Source organism: Moraxella sp. ZY210820 (assembly GCF_030674635.1).
GTDB lineage: Bacteria > Pseudomonadota > Gammaproteobacteria > Pseudomonadales > Moraxellaceae > Acinetobacter.
This window is the reverse complement of the sequence record NZ_CP089978.1, coordinates 2,255,567-2,278,069: the sequence shown is the minus strand read 5'-3', so window position 1 is coordinate 2,278,069 and position 22,503 is coordinate 2,255,567. Positions and strand designations below refer to the sequence as shown.

The following is a 22,503-nucleotide window of genomic DNA, read 5'->3' as shown; positions in this document are numbered from 1 at the left end:
AATGATTGATTTTATGTAGGAGCGGAAGATTTTCCGCCCGTACGCCATTAAATGATTTAAATCATATCAATCAGTTATCAACTTAAATTGAGAATAATGTTGCTATTATAAAAAAATATCTGTTATTCTACCATAATCAACGCTCAACATAGGAATTTATTTTATGCCTGTTATCGTTCATTCATTAAACAACATTGCTGATGAAAATATCAAAACGCAAATTATCAAACTCTATCATCACACGCATGAATTTAGCGATGGCGAACACGCTTATCAACAATTAAGCCAAGCTATTCAAGATGATACACAATATTATGTTGCTGTTTTTAATGAAAAAATTATTGCTTCAATTTGGAGTACAGGTACAGGCGATAATCGATTATTACGCCATATTGTAGTGCACCCTGCCAATCGTGGGCGTGGTATTGCTGAACGTTTAATTAGTGAAGTGTGCCGTTTAGATGAAGAACAAGGCGTAAAATATTTTCAGCCCTATTGTCCAGCGATTCGTAAAACTTTGCAAAAAATTGGCAAATTAGGCGAGTAATTTCATCAAATATTTTAGATGATAAAGTAGGGACGAATACTCATTCGTCCTGATAGGTTAAATTTATTTATAAATACATTTCCACACATTATCACTTTGTTCATCGATAAAATCCATACAAATAGAATTTTCACTGTGCTGAATTTGTTTTTGGAAGAGATTATTTAGCGGTATTTTACCATCAGTTAAAATATAATTGGTGATATTAATCATATTTTGTGTATGGTATAAACGAGCCATATAAACCTTATAATCAGGTGGTGCAATATTGGCTAAAGTATGCCCAATATAATTATAAAAACGATTGATTTTAACTGCATATTCTGATTCTTTGTTATTTTCCTGCTGATAAAATTCATTAAATTTTTTTATATCAAGTTGTTGTATCTCAACAATTTTAATCCAAAAATCAGCAGTCTTATTGATAGTATCATTCGGTTTATAAAGTAAAATATAGTATTCATTTAAGAGATTTTTAAACAATTCTGTCTGCATGGCAAATTCCTGATAAAAAGCTAAGGTAAAATTTCGTTCTTGCTCTGTTAATGGTGTAATGTCTTGCTGAAAATCCACTTGATAACGTGTTTTTAATAACGCAATCGCTTGTAATTGATTGTTAATTAAGTTATTCAATACCATTTTATCAATCAACGTATCACTTTGAGCAAGATGTAAGCGTAATTGAGCCAGTTGTTGTAAACTCTGTTCTCTAGCCAACGCTTTTTGCCCATTTTTCGCCTGTTGAAATAATTGCAAAATCGCCAATTTTTGCCCTTGTGTTAAATGTTGATAACTTGGAATAGGAGAAATGGCTTCCATCACAAAAGGTGTAACCGCAGGGGGCATATTTAAAAACTGTAAATAACGTTGTTCAAGTGCATGATATTTTTGACGGTTATTTTGCCATTCATGTTGTTGTTTAAATATTTCATCAATGCAAGATTGATTATTTCGCCAATTACAAAATAAACCATCAGATTCAGGTTTTTCTAGTTTTGCAAATTGTGCACGAAATTCATGAAGTTTTTGACTGCGTGTATCATCATCGCCGTGATATTGTGTGGAAAGTTGTTGATATTGTTCAATAATCTTTTTGCCTGTTTCAATCGGTTCACTTTGATATTCTAACCCGAGTAAGAAATAAGCGGTTTGTGTTTGTTGTGGCGTGGTATTTTGACGATGTTTAGCCATGGTGTTGAGCATAGTTTGACTTGATGAGTTAAGTGCAACATCAGCACAACCTGTCATAAATGCTATAGAAATAGCTAAGATAGCAACGAGAGTAGAACGTATCATCCGTTTAAGATACCTGAAAATTAAGTATTATTTTGAGTATAAAAGAGAGCATTTATTTTGTCAAAGGTTGTTTTTTGTACTGTTATACTATATTTATAGAAAAAATAATTGACATTTACTTTAAAAAAGTGTTTAATATGCACCTATTGGCGCGATAGCTCAGTCGGTAGAGCAACGGATTGAAAATCCGTGTGTCGGCAGTTCGATCCTGCCTCACGCCACCATATTTGTTAAAGCCTTTCTTAAAAAAGAAAGGCTTTTTTAATGTTGGATATTTAAGATGATGTAAGCGTGATTAGTCTCAAACGCTTACATCATCTTAAACCTTATCTTATTCTGCAATATCTAAGCACCAATATTTGATACTGATATATTCATCAATCCCATATTTTGAACCTTCACGCCCAAAACCAGATTGTTTTACGCCACCAAATGGGGTAACCGCATTAGAAATCAATCCTGTATTTTGCCCAATCATACCATAATCTAAACGTTCTGTAACTCGCCATGAACGTGCTAAATCCTGTGTATAAAAATAAGCCGCTAAACCATAGATACTATGATTAGCGTGTTCAAGCACTTCTTGTTCATGCGTAAAACTAAAAATTGCGGTTACTGGGCCAAAAATTTCTTCATGAGCAATGTGCATATCATCGGTTAAACCATGAATAATAGTTGGTTGAAAACATAATGCACCTGCTTTATGTGTTTTACCGCCCAAAATAATTTTAGCTCCTTTACTCACTGCATCATCAAGTAATTGTTGTACTTTTTCGACTGCTGATTGATTAATCAATGGGCCAATATCAGTATTTTCATCTAAACCATTACCCACTTGTAAGGCTTTCACTTTTTTACTGTAACGTTTGATAAATTTATCTTGAATATTTTCATGTAGATAAATACGATTGGCACAAATACAGGTTTGACCAGCATTGCGATATTTTGATGCAATCAGACCATCAACTGCTTTATCAATATCGGCATCTTCAAATACAATAAATGGTGCATTTCCACCTAATTCCATCGATAATTTTTTGATAGTGGATGAACATTGTTGCATTAATTGGCGACCGATTTTGGTTGAACCTGTAAATGATAATTTTCGGATACGTTCATCTTGAGTCAGTACCGCTCCTACAACATCAGCCGAACCCGTAACGATTTGCAATACGCCGGCAGGTAAGCCCGCTTGTATTGCTAATTCACCTAAAGCTAACGCAGAAAATGGTGTTTGACTAGCAGGGCGTACAATCATAGTACAACCTGCAGCGAGTGCTGGAGCAACTTTGCGTGTAATCATTGCTGATGGAAAATTCCACGGAGTAATAGCAGCACAAACACCTATCGGTTGTTTGAGCACACTATAACGTAAATTGGTATTTAAACTTGGAATAATATCGCCATAAATACGTTTACCTTCTTCAGCAAACCAACGAATAAAACTATTGGCATAAGCAATTTCACCACGACTTTCTTTAAGTGGCTTACCTTGCTCTAAGGTCATGATAATAGCTAAATCTTCTTGATGTTCATCAATTAAATCCGCCCAACGCTGTAAAATTTGAGCTCGTTTTTCTGCTGTAAGTTTTGCCCATTCCACTTGGGCTTGTTCAGCATGAGCAATTGCTTTTTCTACTTCTTTTGCTGATAAATTTGGTACATTTCCTAATAACTCGCCTGAAAATGGATTATAAACATCGATGGTTTTACCACTTTTTGCGGTTTTCCATTTATTATTAATTAAACAGGCTTGTTTCATTAATTGTGCATTTTTTAAGTTGCTCATCAGCATTCTCCAAGAAAAGTTATTGACGACATTATAAAAATGATTTATCTTGATGAACAGGATGAACTAGGTTATAAAGATTGATTTAATGTATTTTTTTGTAAAATTAGTCTGATGACTCTTAGTTTATGATATTTGAAATAACTGTGTAAAATAGGATTATCGAGATGTTATTTAAAAAATTAGCAACCGCTACCGTATTAGCGATGGGCTTGGCAACTTCAGTTGTTAGCTATGCAGCACCAAATGCAGGGGTACAGGCAGAGAAGCCTGTTAAATATTTGATAACAAGCCATGTGTTAGATATTAATGCAGGTTTTCCAGCAAAAAATGTAAAAGTTGATTTACTTAAACAACAAGCTGATGGCAGTTGGAAAACTGTAGACAGTAAATTGACAAATGAAAAAGGTCGTATTGTTGATTTCTTACCTGAATCAGGCAATGATGAAGGCATTTATAAGTTAATTTTCCATACAGAAGCGTATTATAAAGAGCGTAATGTGCCAACATTCTACCCATATGTAGAAGTAAACTTTAAGATGCAAAATGGTCAGCACTATCATGTGCCGATTACGTTGTCTCCTTTTGGTTATAGCACTTATCGTGGTAGCTAATTATATCTTAAACATGAAAAGAGAGTTCCAAATATGCGAACTCTCTTTTTGTTGATATGATTCATGTGCTAGAGGCTAAGGTTGTTTTTTAATAGATATTTCACTTAATACTGAATCAATACCTTGCTGTGTTAAAATACTTTTGGCATGTAAAGCCTGTTGTTTATGTGGAAAAGGTCCTGCAATCACACGATATAAAGGCTGACCTTGTGCATTTTTTTCAATAATGACATCAGCAGGTAAATTAGCAAATTGAATACGACTACGTTGTTTATCTGCAGCATCAGCATTATCAAAACTGTTAATAATCAAGACTGCTCGTGTTGTGCTGTTTGTGGGCGATGATTGATAAGTCATCGGTAATGTATTTTCACTGAGTGGATTATCAGGAGCTGTTGTTAATGGTTTATCTGGCATAGGCAAAACACGCTGTTGTGCCAATAATTCATAAAATTCATAATGTGTTTGTAATTGTTCATTCTGTGTTGTATCAGGTTGTGTTTGTTGTTTGCGTTGTGTTGAATCGACAGGTTGCCAAGGTTTCCATAAATTAATAAATGCAAAAAAAGCAAACAATACACCAAGCATGACAATCATGCTAAAGCCTTTAGGAATGAAGAGAAAAGTTTGTTGTTCTTGTTGCATAGTCGTTGGGTCTTGCTGCGACATGACACACCTTTTAGACGACAAAATAAATAAAAGTTGATAATCTATCACAAAGGGCGTGAGTGATACGCCCTTATTCTGCATGATTGATATTACATAGTTTCTGGTGCAGAAACACCGAGTAAAGTTAAGCCATTTTTAATCACTTGTTGTACTGCTATTGACAGTAATAAACGAGCTTGGGTTAATTCAATATCATCATTGAGTACACGATGTTCATTGTACCAAGCATGGAATAATGCACACAATTCTTTGAGATAATGACCAATTTGATGTGGTTCATAAGCATTGGCTGAACGAATAACAACATCGCCATAAGCAGATAATTTTGCTAAAATTTCTGTTTCAATATCTAATGTTAAACGTTGTGCAGTCGCTAAATTTGGACTAAACTCGCCGTGTAATTCCGCATATTTTTCTAACATACGGCAAACACGAGCATGAGCATATTGAATATAGTAAACAGCATTATCTTTACTTTGTGATACGGCTAAATCTAAATCAAAATCAATATGTTGCTCTGATTTACGCATCACATAATAAAAACGAGATGCGTCATTCCCCACTTCTTCACGCAATTCACGCAAAGTTACAAATTGTCCAGAACGAGATGACATTTGCACCATTTCGCCACCACGCCATAAGCTGACAAATTGTACTAATAACACCGTTAAACTGTTTGAATTGTAGCCCAATGCTTCAATAGCTGCTTTAACACGTGTGATATAACCATGATGGTCTGAACCCCAGATGTTAATTAAATGCGTATAGCCACGTTGTAATTTATCTAAATGATAGGCAATATCTGATGCAAAATAAGTTGGCTGACCATTACGGCGTTTCACCACACGGTCTTTTTCATCGCCAAAATCAGTTGATTTAAACCACAAATTGCCATCTTGCTCGTAAATATAACCACGTTGCTGTAAAATTTCCAATGCTTCATCAATCTTACTTACAACGGATGCTTCACTAAACCATTGATTAAAAGTTACCCCAAACTCTGCTAAATCTTGTTGAATATCATCTAAAATGGCATTTAAGGCAGTTTGATGGAATACACGATAATCATCGCCTAACAATGTTTTGCTATTGTCGATTAACCCATCGATATGGCGTTCTTTATCGCCTGATAAAATGATTTTTTCGCCTTTTTCATCAACTTGGTCTGAATATACCACATCTTCAGGGACATTCGCATATACATTAGCCACAGGACGTATATACTGTTCGCCATCTTGATTGATAATGCTTTGTGCAATGTCTTTTACGTAATCGCCTTGATAAGCATTTTTAGGAAAAACTAAATTTTGCCCTAATAATTCTAAATAGCGTAAATAAGTTGATGTTGCTAAAATATCCATTTGACGACCTGCGTCATTGACATAATATTCCCGTTCAACAGTTGCTCCAGTTGCCTCAAGTAAGTTTGCAACAGTCATGCCATAAGCGGCACCACGACCATGTCCAACGTGTAAACTTGATGTTGGATTGGCAGATACAAACTCCACTTGAATGCGTTGTTTAGCATTGACATCACTACGTCCAAATTGTTGTTTTTGTTGTAAAATATGTTGTAATACTACAAAACGTTGGTCTGCATTTAAAAAGAAATTGATAAAACCTGCACCTGCAATTTCTACTTTACTAATTTCTGCGACTTGTGGTAATTCTGCTACGATTTTTTCTGCTAAATCACGTGGTTTCATACCAGCAACTTTAGAAGCCACCATTGCAATATTTGATGCAAAATCACCATGACTACGATCTTTTGTACGATTGAGTACACTATTATTTTGCCAATCTTGTGGAATAATTTGTTGCGTTTTTAAATTGTCGATTGCCTGTGTTAGGGCAGTTTGGATTGCAGTATTCATTTGTCAAGCTATATAATATAATGAAAATGCTAACTATAACAAATTTCCACGCTTTTTTTAAGGGTATTTTGGCGACTTTTATTTAAAAATGTAAACTTTATCACAAATATAAACTGTCTTCATAATTTCTTTGCATTTTTTTTATACTATAATAAGCGTTATACAATACTTGGTTTTTAATTGTATATAAGTAGTGATTTACGCTATCGTGCTGATTAAATGGAAATTTAATCGCTTATAATATTTAGGTATTACAATCACATGGTGATGTAGCCTATTATATCTAAGGTGTTCAATATGTATGATGATAAACGAAGTTTCCTATGGGTGTTAGTAGCATTATTGCTCAGTACGCAAACTCATGCTAATGAGAAAAGAGTAAATGTCTATAAAATAGAACCGCATCAACGTCATCAAATGATGAAAGCGGATATACGCTGTCAAGATGATAGCTGTCGTGAGCGTAAACATCGTTTTAAAGAAGGTTTTGTATTGCCACAACATTATCGTGGTAATGCTTATAAAGTAGATTATCGACAGGATAATTTAACACGCCCCAATAATAACCAACAATGGTATAAAATTAATGGTGATTATATTCTATTAGATACAGAAAAAAATCGTATTATACAAATCCATGATGATTGATTTTTGATAGCGATAAATTGTGTTTTATACAATGGTCAGTCATGATTTATGGCTAGCTTGTAACCTTAAAAAAAGGTATAATACGGCAAGTAAATCACAAGAGAGAATGATTATATGCTTACCATTATTCAAGATGCTTTAACTTTCGATGATGTGTTATTAGTGCCTGCTTATTCAACTGTTTTACCTAAAGATGTTAATTTGCAAACACGTTTAACACGGGGTATTCAACTCAATATTCCTTTAGTTTCTGCGGCAATGGACACGGTTACAGAATCTCGTATGGCAATTGCAATGGCACAAAATGGTGGTATTGGTATTTTACATAAAAATATGGATATTGCAACACAAGCAGGAGAAGTTCGCCGTGTTAAAAAATTTAAAGCAGGTGTAGTAAAAGACCCTGTGGTGGTTACACCAGAAACATCGGTGCGTGAATTGAGCGAATTAACACAAGCATATAATATTAGTGGTGTGCCTGTTGTTAAAGATGGTAAAGTGGTGGGGATTGTTACAGGTCGTGATACACGTTTTGTAACCAATTTAGAACAGCCTGTAAGCAATGTGATGACACCACAAGAGCGTTTAGTCACGGTGCGTGAAGGTGAATCACAAGAAAATATTCAAGCTTTATTACAACGTCATCGTATTGAAAAAGTGTTGGTGGTTGATGAAAATCAAAACCTAAAGGGTTTAATTACAGTTACTGATTTCCGCAAAGCTGAATTATATCCAAATGCAAGTAAAGATGATTTAGGTCGTTTACGTGTAGGTGCAGCGGTTGGTACTGGTGCAGAAACGCCAAGCCGTGTTGAAGCATTAGTTGATGCAGGTGTGGATGTGATTGTGGTCGATACTGCTCATGGTCATTCAGCAGGTGTGATTGAACGTGTGCGTTGGGTAAAGAAAAACTTCCCACAAGTGCAAGTAATTGGCGGTAATATTGCAACAGGTGATGCAGCTTTAGCCTTACTTGATGCAGGTGCTGATGCTGTAAAAGTTGGTATTGGACCGGGTTCGATTTGTACCACTCGTATCGTGGCAGGTGTGGGGGTTCCACAAATTTCTGCGATTGATATGGTTGCTCGTGCATTAAAAGACCAAATTCCATTAATCGCTGATGGTGGTATTCGTTATTCTGGCGATATGGCAAAAGCGATTGCGGCAGGTGCAAGTACCATTATGGTTGGCTCATTAATGGCGGGTACAGAAGAAGCACCGGGTGAAGTGGAATTTTTCCAAGGTCGTTATTATAAAGCGTATCGTGGTATGGGTTCTTTAGGTGCTATGGCTGGTTCATCTGGTTCAGCAGATCGTTATTTCCAAGATGCGAAAGCAGGTGCAGAAAAGTTGGTTCCTGAAGGCATTGAAGGTCGTGTACCATATAAGGGTCCAATGGGTAATATCATTCATCAAATGATGGGTGGTTTACGTTCTGCAATGGGCTATACAGGTTCGCCAACCATTGAAGACTTACGTCAAAATGCTCAATTTGTAAAAATTACATCAGCGGGTATGAAAGAATCTCATGTGCATGATGTAACCATTACTAAAGAAGCACCGAACTATCGTGTGTAATGATTTTAAAATATAAAGTTTGATTTAAGTCGAGCTCACGTTAATTAGATTATTTTTGATTATTGTAACAGCATAATTCTGCATAAGGGTTATGCTGTTTTTTATATTATGTGTAAGAAACGCAAGGGTTATTTATACTTAATCTAAAACTATCATTTTTCTATAGAGTTGAAATTAGGATTATAAAGTGAAAGTCAAAGAAATGGACACCTTACTTGTTCTAACTCTATGAGATGAGATGATCAAGCAAAAAGATATCTTGATTTTCACGAGTCTAGTTTTATTTTGCCATTGCATTATAGGCTTATTTTGTGTAGGATAACAAAAAAGACATTTTTTATATAGGTATTTAAAGCCATGAAATTAACCAAATTGAAAAAAACACTATTGGCTGTTGCATTAAGTAGTATATTGATGACATATGTACAGGCTTCAACAGTACGTGAAGATATTGACTATCAAACTTATCGTGATTTTGCTGAAAATAAAGGTGTTTTTGTTGTTGGTGCAACTAATATTGAGATTAAGGATAAAACAGGAAAAAGTTTAGGTTCACTGTTTCAGGACAATATTCCAATGCCTGATTTGAGTGCCTCTTTGGTAAATACAGGTACGGCAACATTGATTGATCCGCAGTTTATTGTTACTGCAATGCACAATGGTGAAGATACATTTCAACAATCGACACGCCCAATCCAGTTTGGTAATCAATATGGCTATCGCTATAATATTGTGGATATTAACTATGCAGAAGATTTAACCACTGCTGAAGTCGATGACGAATCTGATATTCATGGCAAATATAAAGACTTGGGTGCACCACGCCTGAATAAATTGGTAACAGAGGTAGTTCCACAATCCTATCTTGATCAAAATAATGTTATTGCAAGAGGATTAGACTTATCAAACTATACTGCCTTTGCTCGTGTCGGTAGTGGTGTACAGCGAGTAACAAATGGTGCGGCTGAACCAGAATTGTTGAATGATGCGTATGATTATTTGACTGGTGGTTCAGTGATGGCATTTAACCCAACCGTGGAGAAAAATAGCGGTGGTGGTCAATATATTGGTTCAAAGGCTGAACTCATCGATGTATATGATCCTAATGATAAAACATTTATAGGGACAAATGATCAGGTGTATCATTTTAATGATGCAATGAAGACGCATTTTGCTGATGGTCGTCCTGTTTCTTCTTCACCACTCATTACCATGACAGAACAAGGGGATAGTGGTAGTGGTCTGTTGGGTTATAACCGTAATACCAATCGTTGGGAATTGATTGGTGTTTTACACGGTGGCTTTGAAATGAGTGATAAAGATGGTAATCCACTGGCATCGGATACCTATGCGGTGTTTGATAGAGATGTGTACGACACAATCAAAGGTAGGTATATCGGCTTAGACGCTATGGGGCGCAATCTCAATTGGTCGATGACTGGACTTGATAGTAGTTTGGTGAACGGTGCGATTTCAAATCGTTTGGAGAAAGGAAAAGACATTTATTTTAGTCAAGATGCGACAGTGTCGTTGACGCAAAATATTGATCAAGGGTCGGGTGCAATTAAGGTGGGTTATCAGCCGATTGCGAATATGATTATCTCTACGCCAGCTAAAACGGTTACTTTCCGTGGCGATAATACGAGCAATCGAACATGGCTTGGTGCAGGCTTAGACATCAATACAGGTAGTACGGTTAATTGGCAATTACATAACCCTGAAGATGACCGTTTATCAAAGATTGGTGGAGGAACACTTAATGTCAATGGTAAGGGTGAAAATCTAGGTGATATTAGTGTTGGTGATGGTTTAGTGATTTTGGCTCAACAGGCTGATGCTGGTAAAAAGCAAGCTTTTAATAACGTTGAAATTACCAGTGGGCGTGGTACAGTGCGTCTAACGGACAATCAGCAAATCAATTTGGATAATTTAACATTTGGTTATCGTGGCGGACGCTTGGATTTGAATGGGGTACAAAATCTTAGCACACATAGTATTCACAATGTCGATGATGGCGGTTTGATTGTGAATCACAACGATCAAAAAGCCAGCTTGGTTTGGTTAGGTGAAAAACAGTTGCCAGAAAGAGTCGCTTTTCCTTTTGTTAATGGAACTGATGGTAATGCATATCGTGTAAAAACATCTGCCTCTTTGTTTTATAACCCAACTCGTGATAATAGCTTATATTATGATTATTTAGGCGAAGGATTTAATACAGGTAATACTACAAAAGACGATGCAAATGCCGAAAAAGCCCATGCTAATTATGTGAATCAAATCAATCGTGTGAATTTGATTACTACATTTGCAGGACATTTAGGAGAAAAAGCGGATAGCGGTAAGAAAAATGGACAAATTGATTTTACTTATCGTCCAGAAGATCGTCCTAGTGAATCAACGTTACTGCTCACTGGTGGTAGTAATTTGAATGGTCAGTTGATTGCTGAAGCTGGGCGTGTCGTGATGTCAGGTCGTCCTACACCACATGCACTGGATTATATCGCACAAAAAGAAGTTATCAAAGATGATGACTGGATTAATCGTAGCTATACGGCAAGCACAATCCAAGCAAAAAATGATGCCAAAGTCTATATCGGACGTAATGTGAGTGAAGTCAATGCCAATATTGACGCCAGTAGTACATCGAAAGTTCAATTGGGCTTTATACAAAATTCAACGCCAGTTTGCGTTCGTTCGGATTATAACTTTGAAGAAAGCTGTGATGTCAAAAACTACTCGACCGCAGTGTTGAATACTTTGCCAACGACACAAGTCAAAGGCGATGTCAATTTAGCAAATTCGGCTGAATTGGAAATAGGGCGTAGTCATTTGACTGGTAAAATCCAAGCCGTAGCAGGTACAACAACCAAGATTCAGGCAGATGGTAAATGGACACTCACTGGCAATAGCCAAGTGGGGGATTTGAGCTTAAATCAAGGTGCTATCGTACAATTAAATAACGCTAGCAATGCCAATGGTGCAACCAGTTATAATACATTGAATATTTTAGGAAATTTAACTGGTAATGGTCAGTTTAATTACTTAACTAATATTTCTAAATTGGTTAGCGACAAAGTTATTGTGAATGGCAACAATGATGCCAATGTGAAATTATTGGTACAAGATACAGGTTTAGAGCCACAAAAAACCAAAGAACATCTTACCTTGCTAAGTGTGAAAGGTACAGATCGTGGCACGGTCTTATTAGCCAATAATAACCAACAAGTTGATTTAGGTGCATATCGTTATACCTTACAAAGAGAAGGCAATGATTATCGCTTATGGAGTCCTAACTTAGAACAAGAAATTGACAACCAAGCGAATGCAACAGCACAGGCGATTAATGATGTACGAACACAAGTGAATGCTGTTGTTGGTAACGCTGAACAGGCTCTTGCTAATGCACAGCAAGTGTTGCAGAATGCTGAACGAGATCAATTAAGTGTAGCAGCGATTAATAATGCTAAAGCAGAAGTCGCTAAAGCCCAACAAGCAGTCAATGATGCAAAAGCAGCTCAAGCGGCAGCGAACAGTGCAACAACAGTTCAAGGTGCTAATAATGCCTTGGCAACAGCAACGACCGCTTTAGGTGTTACCACAGCAGTGGTTGCAACCGTAAATACAATTGTGAATGATGCGAAAGCAAAAGCTAAGGCAGAAGCAGAGGCGAAAGCTAAGGCAGAAGCAGAAGCGAAGGCTAAGGCAGAAGCAGAAGCGAAGGCAAAAGCGGAAGCAGAGGCGAAGGCTAAGGCAGAAGCAGAAGCGAAAGCTAAGGCAGAAGCAGAGGCGAAGGCTAAGGCAGAAGCAGAGGCGAAAGCTAAGGCAGAAGCAGAAGCGAAGGCAAAAGCGGAAGCAGAGGCGAAGGCTAAGGCAGAAGCAGAGGCGAAAGCTAAGGCAGAAGCAGAGGCGAAAGCTAAGGCAGAAGCAGAAGCGAAGGCTAAAGCGGAAGCAGAGGAAGAAGCACGCCGTAAAGCACTAGCACAAAAACAACAATCAGAATTAATAAGTCGTTATGCCAATACAGCATTATCAGATTTATCATCACAAGTGAATAGTGTTATTCATGTTGGGGATGGTTTAAATCATCATTTACTGGATAATATTCATTCAGGTGGCGTATGGTTAAATGTAAATCGCTATAATGAAACTGAACATGGTTCAGCGTATTATCGTGATTATAAAAAACAAGAAACCCTAACTCAAATTGGTGCTGATACGGTGCTTGATACAGCAGATGGTCAATTGCTGGTTGGTGTTGCGTATAGTCATAGTGAAGGGACAAATCGTTTTGCTGATAATGCAAGCAGTGAAAGCAAATTAGATATGCTTTCGGTTTATAGTAAACTTAACTATGCTGATAATAGTTTTGTCAGTGTTGATGTAGGTTATGGACGTACAGATAGTGAACTTCGTTCAGAAGGAGAAGATACCAAACTTGCACGCAATATAGCGACAGCAGGAGTGAATGTAGGGACAACCGTATCGACAAAGTTGGTCAATATTAAACCAAGTGTAGGTGTACGTTACCACTATTTAGAAGGACGCAACTATAACTTAAATGGTGCAAATATAGCATTGCCAGATGCAAATATTTTAAGCTATCGAGCTGGTGTATCATTAGAGAAAAGTTTTAGTTTAGGCAATGGTATTGAACTTACACCATCAATTTCTAGTCATTATGTTGATACGATGAATGAAAAGAGTGAGGTTAAAGTAAACGGTCATAGTTTAAGACAAGCGTATGGACGTTATGGACATCATGAAGTTGGTGTTAAGGTGGGTGGTAAGCAATGGTCTACAGAAATTCATGCGGGTCGTTCGGAAGGAAGTGAAGTTAATACACAGAATTCAGGTGGTGTGAAATTAAATTATCATTGGTAATGATTCCATTCTGAGCTATCCATAGTAAACGTTAATTAGGCAAATATCAGTTACATCAAACTTATAGATATTTGCCTATATTTTGCTATACTAATTGCAGTTAAGAAATAATGAATATAGTATTCATTATTTTATTGATAAAAAGAGTTTTTTTATGAAAATCAAAACATTAAGCCTATCATTACTGATAGCAAGTATAGCATTGGTGGGTTGTAAACAAGAGCAGACCACAGAAAAAGTGAGTTTAACAGCTTCAGCACCTGCTGGAGAAGCTTCTACTTTAACAGAAACTAACGCTATTCAACGTTTGCAAACTACTTTAGAACAACATTTTAAGACTGCGAATTTAAATGTTAAAATCACAGAAATTAAAGCAATTCCTAATTCTAATTTTTATTGGGTAATTCTTGATAATCATACTTCAATCTATGCTACAGCTGATGGCAGTTTTGTTTTACAGGGTGATTTATTACGTTTAGGTGGTAAACAAGTAGAAAATGTAAGTGAAAACTTCCGTGCGGATATCAACAAAAAAGCCCTAGCGACACTTAACGACAAAGATTTAATTATTTATCCTGCTAAAGGTACAAAAAAACATACAATTTATGTGTTTAGTGATGTAAGTTGTAGCTATTGCCAACGTTTACATCGTCAAATGGAAGACATGAATGCTAAAGGCATTGAAGTTCGCTATATTGCTTGGCCACGTGGTGAGCAATTATTTCCTGCTATGGAAAGTATTTGGTGTAGTGATGACCGTAAAAAAGCCTTTGATGATGTAATGAATGGGGTAAATTTACCACCTGCTACCTGTACTAATCCTGTTAGAACACAATTTGAGCTTGGGCAACAAATGGGCGTTTCAGGTACACCTGCTATTTTCACTGAAGATGGTCGTCAAATTGGAGGCTATTTAGGTGTTGATGATTTAATCAAAGCCATTAACCAAAAATAAGCCAAATTACAGTGATTTATGTTAAATTTAGCTTAACAAAATTGCTTTTTTTGGGTATGATGATGACGTTTTATCGAAAAAGATGGAGTTCATTATGAAACCTGTTCGCCTAGCAATATTAGGTTTAGGTACTGTTGGCGGTGGTGCTTTAAAAATATTACAAGAAAATGCGGCTGAAATTAAACGCCGTACGGGACGTGAAATTCAAATCACTTATGTGGGAACTCGCCGCCCACGTCCTGATTTAAATCTTGATGGCATTAAAGAAAGTGCTGATTTATTGGACATTGTACGTCAGCCAGATGTTGATGTTGTGATTGAAGTGATTGGTGGTATTCACCCTGCTTATGAAGTGGTAAAAGAAGCGATTTTACATAAAAAACAAGTGGTTACAGCCAATAAAGCTTTACTTGCTAAACATGGTAATGAGTTATTTAAACTTGCCGATGAAAATAATGTACAAATTATGTACGAAGCAGCGGTAGCTGGCGGTATTCCAATCATTAAAGTATTGCGTGAAGGTTTATCAGCAAACCGTATTGAATGGTTAGCAGGTATTATTAACGGTACAGGTAACTTTATTTTATCGGAAATGCGTGAAAAAGGTCGTGCATTTGATGATGTATTAAAAGAAGCTCAAGCTCTAGGCTATGCTGAAGCTGACCCAACATTTGATGTGGAAGGCATTGATGCGGCTCATAAATTAACATTATTGGCATCGATTGCGTTTGGTATTCCATTACAGTTTGATAAAGTGTATACTGAAGGTATCAGTAAAATTACAGCCCAAGATGTGAAATATGCTGAAGAATTAGGCTATCGTATCAAGCATTTGGGGATTGCTCGCCGTGCTGAAAAAGGTATTGAATTGCGTGTACATCCAACCTTAATTCCAGAAGACCAATTGATTGCTAATGTGAATGGCGTGATGAATGCAGTTTTAGTTAATGCGAATGCAGTTGGCTCTACTTTGTATTATGGTGCGGGTGCGGGTGCAGGTCCGACAGCATCTGCGGTAGTGGCTGATGTCATTGATATTGTACGTGATATTAGCTATACTGAAGATGGTGCAGGTACAATTCCTCATTTTGCCTTTGAAGCCCTTGCTGATATGCCGATTTTAAGCAGTGATGAAATGCAGACTGGTTACTATTTGCGTGTTCATGTTGAAGACCAAACAGGTGTATTAGCTAATATTACCACGATTTTAAGCCAAAAAGGTATTGGTGTTGATGCGATTATGCAACAAACTCGCTTAAAAGATTTAATTCCAATTGTGATTTTGACTGACCCAATCGCAGAAAGTAAAATGAATGAAGCTGTAGCAGAAATTCAAGCTCTACCTGCGGTATGTGATGAAGTAGTACGTATTCGTTTAGAAGCATTAGATAGTTAATTTAGATTGATTATCTGTTTTAAGATTTAAGGGATAACTGATAAGTTATCCCTTAATGTTTTAATGAAAAAATGTGGATAACTTTTTACTTATCCACATTTCATATGATTTATAGTAAATTCAGTTCAAAATTGAATGGTAGGGGGCGAATTATATTCGCCCAAGCGATTGATTTTAAAAAAGGGTTTATATAATAAACTCCGACATTTGTTGTATTATTCTGATATAAAAAGACTATATTTAACGTGAATTCGGTTTAAATTAATTTTTATAACCCATTGAAATATAAAGATTAAGTAGGGTTGAGAAACATCGTTTTGCAAGACGCACCATTTCGATGAAAACTTGCAAAAGGTGCGTGGTACGCACCCTACTTCTCATCTATTTAATCTATCTTTTATTTAATATCAAATAGTTACATTTTAAAATACTCCGAACTCACGTTATATTTAAATTTACTGCGAGAATTTAGTTAAATTTAAACTATAAGACGCATCTTCATCTTTATGTGTTACTTTGACTGGCAAATAATCTAACTGTGGGGCAAGCCAAAATACCGTTTGACGATTTTTACCGTTGTGTTGCATAACCACTTTTACTGTATTATAGGTGCCAGCAGGTGTTTTAATTTGTTCAGTACCTTGACGCACAAATTTACGCCCTTCGACTTCTTTGGCATCAGCGATGAAATATTGTGCTTTTAAAGCATTTTTCTTTAAATCTTCACGCACTTGCAATTCAGCATTAAGTTCATCAAGTACACCTGCTTGCCATGCAAAAGAACGTGTTTTTTTATCTTTTTGGGTATTAATTAATTTACTGCTTGGATTAAAATTAATACTCATAGTACGGTTATGTACCAAAATTTTACTGCTACGGCTAAAACTTTGCGATGAAATTTGTCCATTATTAAAGCTAAAACGGCTTGTTTCACTCGCAGAACCAATTCCTAATGCTTTTGCACTAAAGGTATATGTCCATTGCTGATGATTTTGTTGTTGTAATACACGAGTTGCGGTACCCACATTTTTACCATTATAAGCAAACTGATAACTTGCTTGGAATGGAGCAAGTGCCATAGCTGAAGTGCTTAAACCTACACTTGTGATCAATGTAGTGGCAATGAGTACTGTTTTAACATAAGCGTGCATAACTGTATCCGCAATAACTAATAAAAAGAGAATAGTATTATGATAAATACTATCAGCTAAAAAACAATGAACATTATAATGTGTTTATGATGATAAAATGTAACAAAAAATGACTACGGTATCATTGTATCTGTTTCTATAGGGGCATGGTCATAGCTTAATATCTTGTTTAAATTGAGAATTTCATCTAAATAAATCTTACCTTTCATATTTAAACTTTGCTCACTGGTTGAACCATCTAAAATATTTACTTTTTTAAGCGTATTGATAATGGTTTTGTTTGTAGCAATCCATTGCATAATATCTAAATGCAATAAACCATTATGAATTTCCACTACTTTATATGGACGTTTCAAGATAAAAGTCATACCTTTTTCACTTAAAATCCAACCTAAAGGGTCTTTTTGTAAAATTTCTTGTAGTATAAATAATGCACTATGAGCGAGCCAACCTTGCCACTTTTGTGGAAAACGAGCTTGGATAACTTGAGTATCGCTTAGTTGTTCAAAAACAAATAGTTGTTGATGATGATTAATTTTCATTTCTACTAAACATAAATCTACTGATAATTCAAAATGTGTATAGCGACCAAATTCTAAAGTTGCGTATAACCGTAACCAATCATCATGTAAATCAAGGTGTAAATCTTTCATCCACGAATGCAAATTATCAACAACAAAACGTTCTAAAGTTGCATTTAAAAATTTTTCAGAAATGCTAAAATGACGTGGTTCATCAGCCAATCGTTCAGCTTTTTGGTAGCCTTGATTTAATTGTTTATAAAATTGGGTGATAAATTGTTGCATAATTTAAAGATTCCACACAAGTTAAAAGCCTAAAGTAGTGCTATAATAACAGGTTATGCGATATTGTGCATTAGGCGATGTAAAATTATTATCAGATTAAAAGTATGTCATATTCTATGATAGATAATCTGTGATCAATAGTAGGTTTAAATTTGTGAATCCAAAATTAACTCGTATTTTAAATCAGCAGGCTTTGTGGTGGAGAGATCCATTATTTTTAGGTGCAATCTTTATTGCACTATTGGTGCATGGTGCAATTTTGAGTGTACATTTTGCTATGCCTACTGCGACTAATGCTAGTAATAAAGATACAGCTATTGCTATTAATATTCACTCTGAAGAAGTAGAAGAATCGGACTTTTTAGCTCAAGCCAATCAAGTTGGTAGTGGAGATTCGGAAGAACAAAAACGTACAGAAAAATTGTTTGATGCCCAAGACAAAGAAATGAGTGATGGTAATCAACTTGAGCAAAATTTAGAGCGATTGAAACAGCAACAAGAATTTAAATTTGAAGATAAAGTGTTGATGACCGTATTAAGCTGGCAAAAACAAGCAGAAGAAAAACAGCGTAAAAAAGCAGAAGAAGCATTTGAGAGTGAATATCAAACCCGAGCTGCGATGATTGCTAGCTTAGAAGCTCAGTATGCCAATCGTCAGCAAGATTTAGCTAAAATGCAAAATATCGAAACAGTCTCATCAAATATTACCGCAAAACAAAATGCATCGGCGGCTTATTTAGAAAAGTTCCGTCAAAAAGTGGAAACTTTTGGTAACCGTGATTATCCTGAACAAGCTCGTTTACAAAATTTAGCGGGTGAGGTACGTTTGATGGTCAGTTTAAATCAGCGTGGTGGTATTCGTGATATTCAGTTGATTAAAAGCTCTGGGCATGATGTGTTAGATAAAGCAGCAATTGCGTCTGTGCGTAAAGCAGCACCGTTTGGCGAGTTTGACCCTGCCATGAAGAAAGATATTTCTGAATTGCGTATTATTCGTACATGGCGATTTGACCCCGCTTCATCAGAAATTGGTGTTCAGGCTTCAACTGATAAATCTCAAGATGATGAATAAGGATAGAGTATGGAAAATACAGGTTTATGGGTAACGATTATTATCGTATTATTTGTGCTTGGAAGTATTTTTAATTTACGTACCAGCCCACGAGATAAGGCATTGGCTCAACTGCGTGAAAATGCACGTAAAATGGGTTTAAATCCACGTTTAGTTGCTGCACCAGATTGGTTGAAATTAGAAAAAAATGGTCAATATGCACCAATGATAGCCTATTATCATGTAATGATTGCTGATGGAAAATTACCACTAATGCGTGCATTAATTGAACAGCAACAATTAAAAGTGGTCATGGGGGATGCACGTTATCAGCACATGACTATAAATTTAAATGGATTATATGGTATTGAAATGCAGGCAAATACGGTTGCAGTATATTGGGACGAAAGTGCAGATTTACATGGTAATTATTTAGTTGATTTAAAAGCATTTTTACAGCAACTTGCCGATGCGTAAAGGGGAAATTGTATAAAAATTATCAATATGATAAATAATAAGCAAATCTGCCCTTGACGAATGCTAGTAAAACAATTTATTGTAAATAATAGAGCTATTTTTGATATTAATATTGTATTTGGAACATCACCATGACAACCGCAAAGACGACTACTTCAACAAGTACAAAAGCAAAATATTTAGTGATTGTCGAATCACCAGCAAAGGCAAAAACCATCAATAAATATTTGGGTTCGCAATATATTGTGAAATCATCGGTCGGTCATGTGCGAGATTTACCTAAGGGCGGTACAGCAAATAAAGAAAAAGGTGAAAAAGTAGAGAAAACAACCACAAAACGTACCAAACAAACACCTGAAGAAAAAGCCATCAAAGCTCAACAAGCCTTAATCAATCGTATGGGCATTGACCCTGAACACGGTTGGCAGGCACATTATGAAATTTTACCAGAAAAGCACAAAGTGGTGGCAGAACTTAAAAAATTAGCTAAAGAAGTTGATGAAATCTATCTGGCAACGGACTTGGATAGAGAAGGAGAAGCGATTGCTTGGCATCTCAAAGAAGTCATTGGTGGTGATGATAGTCGTTATCATCGTGTTGTATTTAATGAGATTACTAAAAAAGCCATTCAAGAGGCTTTTCAACAACCAACCAAATTGGATAATAATCGTGTTAATGCCCAACAGGCACGCCGTTTTCTTGACCGTGTGGTTGGATTTATGGTTTCACCATTATTGTGGGAAAAAATTGCTCGTGGTTTATCGGCAGGACGTGTACAATCAGTTGCTGTAAAATTAGTCGTTGAAAGAGAACGGGAAATTCGTGCTTTCATCCCTGAAGAATATTGGGAAATTTTTGCAGATACACACAATGCAGACAAAGAAAATATTCGCCTTGAAGCATCAAAATATCAAGGTAAAACCTTAAAATTAAAAAATAAAGAACAAACTGATAAAATTTTAGCCATTCTGCAAAATGCTGAATATAAAATTATCAATCGTGAAGATAAACCAACTAAGGTCAATCCATCAGCACCTTATATTACATCAACCTTACAGCAAGCGGCGAGTACCCGTCTCGGTTTTTCTGTGAAAAAAACCATGATGCTGGCTCAGCGTTTATATGAAGGTGGTTTTATTACTTATATGCGTACTGATAGCACTTTTTTAAGCGATGATGCAGTGGCAATGGTGCGTGAACATATTGAACAAAATTACGGTGCAAAATACTTACCAAGTAAACCAAATCGCTATGGAAATAAAGCGAATGCTCAAGAAGCTCATGAAGCCATACGACCATCAAATGTGGCATTGGTTGGAGCAGATTTAACAGCAATGGAACGAGATGCTCAACGTTTGTATGATTTAATTTGGCGACAATTTGTTTCATGTCAAATGACACCTGCTGAATATTTATCTTCAACGATTTTAGTCGAAGCCAATGGTGTGGAACTGAAAGCGAAAGGAAGAACGTTGATTTTTGATGGTTTTACTAAAGTGCGTGGAGCCAATCAATCTGCCGATGATGTATTATTGCCTGCGGTGAAAGTAGGTGATATTTTAAGCTTAGAAAAGCTCGATCCAAGTCAGCATTTTACGAAACCACCTGCTCGCTTTACTGAGGCATCATTAGTCAAAGAATTGGAAAAACGTGGCATTGGACGACCATCAACCTATGCTGCGATTATTTCAACGATTCAAGAGCGTGGTTATGTCAAATTAGAAAATAAACGCTTATTTGCAGAAAAAATGGGTGAAATTGTAACTGACCGTCTTGATGAAAGTTTTAATAATTTAATGAATTATGATTTTACTGCTGACCTAGAAGGGCAGTTGGATAAAGTGGCTGAAGGCGAACGCAATTGGAAAGAATTATTAGACCAATTTTATGGTGATTTTAAACAACGTTTGAATATTGCATCAAGCGAACAAGGTATGAGACGAAATCAACCTGTTGAAGTAAAAGATATTTCTTGTCCAACTTGTAGCCGTGCGATGCAAATTCGTACAGGTTCAACAGGGGTATTTTTAGGTTGTTCTGGCTATAATTTACCATTAAAAGAACGTTGTAAAGAAACTTTAAATCTTACTCCTGTGGAATCTTTAGCGGTATTATCTGATGATGATAATGCAGAAATGGAAGATTTACGAGCAAAACGCCGTTGCCCAATCTGTGAAACTGCAATGGATAGCTATATTTTAGATGGCGGACGAAAATTGCATATTTGTGGCAATAATCCTGATTGTCATGGTTATCAAGTCGAACAAGGTGAATTTAAAGTGAAAGGCTATGATGGACCAACTATTCCATGTGATAAATGCAATGGTGAAATGCAATTTAAAACAGGGCGTTTTGGACCTTATTTTGCCTGCACCAGTTGTGATAATACTCGTAAAGTGTTGAAAAATGGTGAAGCTGCACCGCCAAAGGCTGACCCTATTAAAATGGAGCATTTACGTTCAACCAAGCATGATGATTTCTTTGTATTGCGAGATGGTGCTGCTGGTTTATTTTTAGCAGCATCTAAATTTCCAAAAATTCGTGAAACCCGAGCACCTAAAATCAGTGAATTACGCACAGTTGCCGAACAACTCGACCCAAAATATCAATATTTACTGCAAGCCCCAGATACCGACCCAGAGGGCAACCCAACCATTTTAAAATTTAGTCGCAAGACCAAATCGCAATATGTGGCATCAGAAACTGCAGACGGCAAAGCGACTAAATGGTCAATGGTGTTTGATAATGGGCAGTGGGTTGAGGGGTAAGAT

General features: G+C 36.3%; 16 protein-coding genes and 1 tRNA gene. 11 read left to right on the top strand and 6 right to left on the bottom strand.

The genetic code is table 11. From position 1 onward, the window contains the following. Positions 1-163: 163 nt before the first annotated feature. The gene (locus tag LU301_RS11460; protein ID WP_305270965.1) at positions 164-547 is read left to right on the top strand and encodes a GNAT family N-acetyltransferase; all 384 of its coding nucleotides are present in this window, start codon (positions 164-166) and stop codon (positions 545-547) included. 63 nt (positions 548-610) lie between these two features. On the opposite strand, the gene LU301_RS11455 is transcribed toward LU301_RS11460, so the two are convergent. Next, complete coding sequence (locus LU301_RS11455) at positions 611-1,843, bottom strand: hypothetical protein (RefSeq protein ID WP_305270962.1); 1,233 nt, start codon at positions 1,841-1,843, stop codon at positions 611-613. A 148-nt stretch (positions 1,844-1,991) separates the two neighbouring features. On the opposite strand from LU301_RS11455, the gene LU301_RS11450 reads away from it, so the two are divergent. Next, positions 1,992-2,067 (top strand) — tRNA-Phe (locus LU301_RS11450). A 107-nt stretch (positions 2,068-2,174) separates the two neighbouring features. Here the strand turns inward: LU301_RS11450 and LU301_RS11445 are convergent. Then, positions 2,175-3,632, bottom strand: coding sequence for an NAD-dependent succinate-semialdehyde dehydrogenase (locus LU301_RS11445; protein ID WP_305270960.1), 1,458 nt, complete (start codon positions 3,630-3,632; stop codon positions 2,175-2,177). A gap of 167 nt (positions 3,633-3,799) precedes the next feature. Here LU301_RS11445 and uraH point away from each other — a divergent pair, with 167 nt between their 5' ends. After that, positions 3,800-4,246 (top strand): hydroxyisourate hydrolase, encoded by a 447-nt coding sequence (uraH, locus tag LU301_RS11440; protein ID WP_305270957.1) that lies wholly within the window; start codon positions 3,800-3,802, stop codon positions 4,244-4,246. A 75-nt stretch (positions 4,247-4,321) separates the two neighbouring features. Here the strand turns inward: uraH and LU301_RS11435 are convergent, their stop codons facing one another. Continuing rightward, complete coding sequence (locus tag LU301_RS11435; RefSeq protein ID WP_305270954.1) at positions 4,322-4,915, bottom strand: SPOR domain-containing protein; 594 nt, start codon at positions 4,913-4,915, stop codon at positions 4,322-4,324. Between the two features lie 89 nt (positions 4,916-5,004). Further along, positions 5,005-6,789: an arginine--tRNA ligase gene (argS, locus tag LU301_RS11430; protein WP_305270951.1), complete on the bottom strand. Its 1,785-nt coding sequence runs from the start codon at positions 6,787-6,789 to the stop codon at positions 5,005-5,007. A 297-nt stretch (positions 6,790-7,086) separates the two neighbouring features. Between argS and LU301_RS12100 the strand changes: the two genes are divergently transcribed. The 5 genes from LU301_RS12100 (at position 7,087) to LU301_RS11405 (ending at position 16,247) form a co-directional block, all read left to right on the top strand. After that, positions 7,087-7,437: an RcnB family protein gene (locus LU301_RS12100; RefSeq protein WP_370692200.1), complete on the top strand. Its 351-nt coding sequence runs from the start codon at positions 7,087-7,089 to the stop codon at positions 7,435-7,437. A 114-nt stretch (positions 7,438-7,551) separates the two neighbouring features. Further along, positions 7,552-9,015, top strand: coding sequence for an IMP dehydrogenase (guaB, locus tag LU301_RS11420; protein ID WP_305270948.1), 1,464 nt, complete (start codon positions 7,552-7,554; stop codon positions 9,013-9,015). Positions 9,016-9,372: 357 nt separating this feature from the next. After that, positions 9,373-13,896: a S6 family peptidase gene (locus LU301_RS11415; protein ID WP_305270945.1), complete on the top strand. Its 4,524-nt coding sequence runs from the start codon at positions 9,373-9,375 to the stop codon at positions 13,894-13,896. Between the two features lie 154 nt (positions 13,897-14,050). Continuing rightward, entirely contained in the window at positions 14,051-14,851 is an 801-nt protein-coding gene (locus LU301_RS11410) for a DsbC family protein (protein ID WP_305270942.1), read from the top strand. Between the two features lie 94 nt (positions 14,852-14,945). Beyond that, complete coding sequence (locus tag LU301_RS11405) at positions 14,946-16,247, top strand: homoserine dehydrogenase (protein WP_305270940.1); 1,302 nt, start codon at positions 14,946-14,948, stop codon at positions 16,245-16,247. A gap of 455 nt (positions 16,248-16,702) precedes the next feature. Here LU301_RS11405 and LU301_RS11400 read toward each other — a convergent pair whose 3' ends face one another. Beyond that, positions 16,703-17,398: a DUF3108 domain-containing protein gene (locus LU301_RS11400; RefSeq protein ID WP_305270937.1), complete on the bottom strand. Its 696-nt coding sequence runs from the start codon at positions 17,396-17,398 to the stop codon at positions 16,703-16,705. 113 nt (positions 17,399-17,511) lie between these two features. After that, a complete protein-coding gene (locus tag LU301_RS11395) occupies positions 17,512-18,204 on the bottom strand; it encodes a hypothetical protein (protein WP_305270934.1) in 693 nt (230 codons plus the stop codon). Between the two features lie 154 nt (positions 18,205-18,358). Between LU301_RS11395 and LU301_RS11390 the strand changes: the two genes are divergently transcribed. The 3 genes from LU301_RS11390 to topA all read left to right on the top strand — a co-directional run bounded on the left by LU301_RS11390 (position 18,359) and on the right by topA (position 22,500). Beyond that, a complete protein-coding gene (locus tag LU301_RS11390; protein WP_305270931.1) occupies positions 18,359-19,276 on the top strand; it encodes an energy transducer TonB in 918 nt (305 codons plus the stop codon). A 9-nt stretch (positions 19,277-19,285) separates the two neighbouring features. Beyond that, positions 19,286-19,732: an ammonium transporter gene (locus LU301_RS11385; protein ID WP_305270929.1), complete on the top strand. Its 447-nt coding sequence runs from the start codon at positions 19,286-19,288 to the stop codon at positions 19,730-19,732. A gap of 131 nt (positions 19,733-19,863) precedes the next feature. Beyond that, the gene (gene topA, locus LU301_RS11380; RefSeq protein ID WP_305270926.1) at positions 19,864-22,500 is read left to right on the top strand and encodes a type I DNA topoisomerase; all 2,637 of its coding nucleotides are present in this window, start codon (positions 19,864-19,866) and stop codon (positions 22,498-22,500) included. Positions 22,501-22,503: the final 3 nt, after the last annotated feature.

Bases quoted from the DNA above. Each gene is read 5' to 3' on its own strand.
- LU301_RS11455 (WP_305270962.1), bottom strand. From the start codon at position 1,843: ATGATACGTTCTACTCTCGTTGCTATCTTAGCTATTTCTATAGCATTT.
- LU301_RS11460 (WP_305270965.1), top strand. From the start codon at position 164: ATGCCTGTTATCGTTCATTCATTAAACAACATTGCTGATGAAAATATC.
- LU301_RS11400 (WP_305270937.1), bottom strand. From the start codon at position 17,398: ATGCACGCTTATGTTAAAACAGTACTCATTGCCACTACATTGATCACA.
- argS (WP_305270951.1), bottom strand. From the start codon at position 6,789: ATGAATACTGCAATCCAAACTGCCCTAACACAGGCAATCGACAATTTA.
- LU301_RS11385 (WP_305270929.1), top strand. From the start codon at position 19,286: ATGGAAAATACAGGTTTATGGGTAACGATTATTATCGTATTATTTGTG.
- LU301_RS11395 (WP_305270934.1), bottom strand. From the start codon at position 18,204: ATGCAACAATTTATCACCCAATTTTATAAACAATTAAATCAAGGCTAC.
- LU301_RS11405 (WP_305270940.1), top strand. From the start codon at position 14,946: ATGAAACCTGTTCGCCTAGCAATATTAGGTTTAGGTACTGTTGGCGGT.
- LU301_RS11445 (WP_305270960.1), bottom strand. From the start codon at position 3,632: ATGAGCAACTTAAAAAATGCACAATTAATGAAACAAGCCTGTTTAATT.
- guaB (WP_305270948.1), top strand. From the start codon at position 7,552: ATGCTTACCATTATTCAAGATGCTTTAACTTTCGATGATGTGTTATTA.
- LU301_RS12100 (WP_370692200.1), top strand. From the start codon at position 7,087: ATGTATGATGATAAACGAAGTTTCCTATGGGTGTTAGTAGCATTATTG.
- topA (WP_305270926.1), top strand. From the start codon at position 19,864: ATGACAACCGCAAAGACGACTACTTCAACAAGTACAAAAGCAAAATAT.
- LU301_RS11410 (WP_305270942.1), top strand. From the start codon at position 14,051: ATGAAAATCAAAACATTAAGCCTATCATTACTGATAGCAAGTATAGCA.
- uraH (WP_305270957.1), top strand. From the start codon at position 3,800: ATGTTATTTAAAAAATTAGCAACCGCTACCGTATTAGCGATGGGCTTG.
- LU301_RS11415 (WP_305270945.1), top strand. From the start codon at position 9,373: ATGAAATTAACCAAATTGAAAAAAACACTATTGGCTGTTGCATTAAGT.
- LU301_RS11435 (WP_305270954.1), bottom strand. From the start codon at position 4,915: ATGTCGCAGCAAGACCCAACGACTATGCAACAAGAACAACAAACTTTT.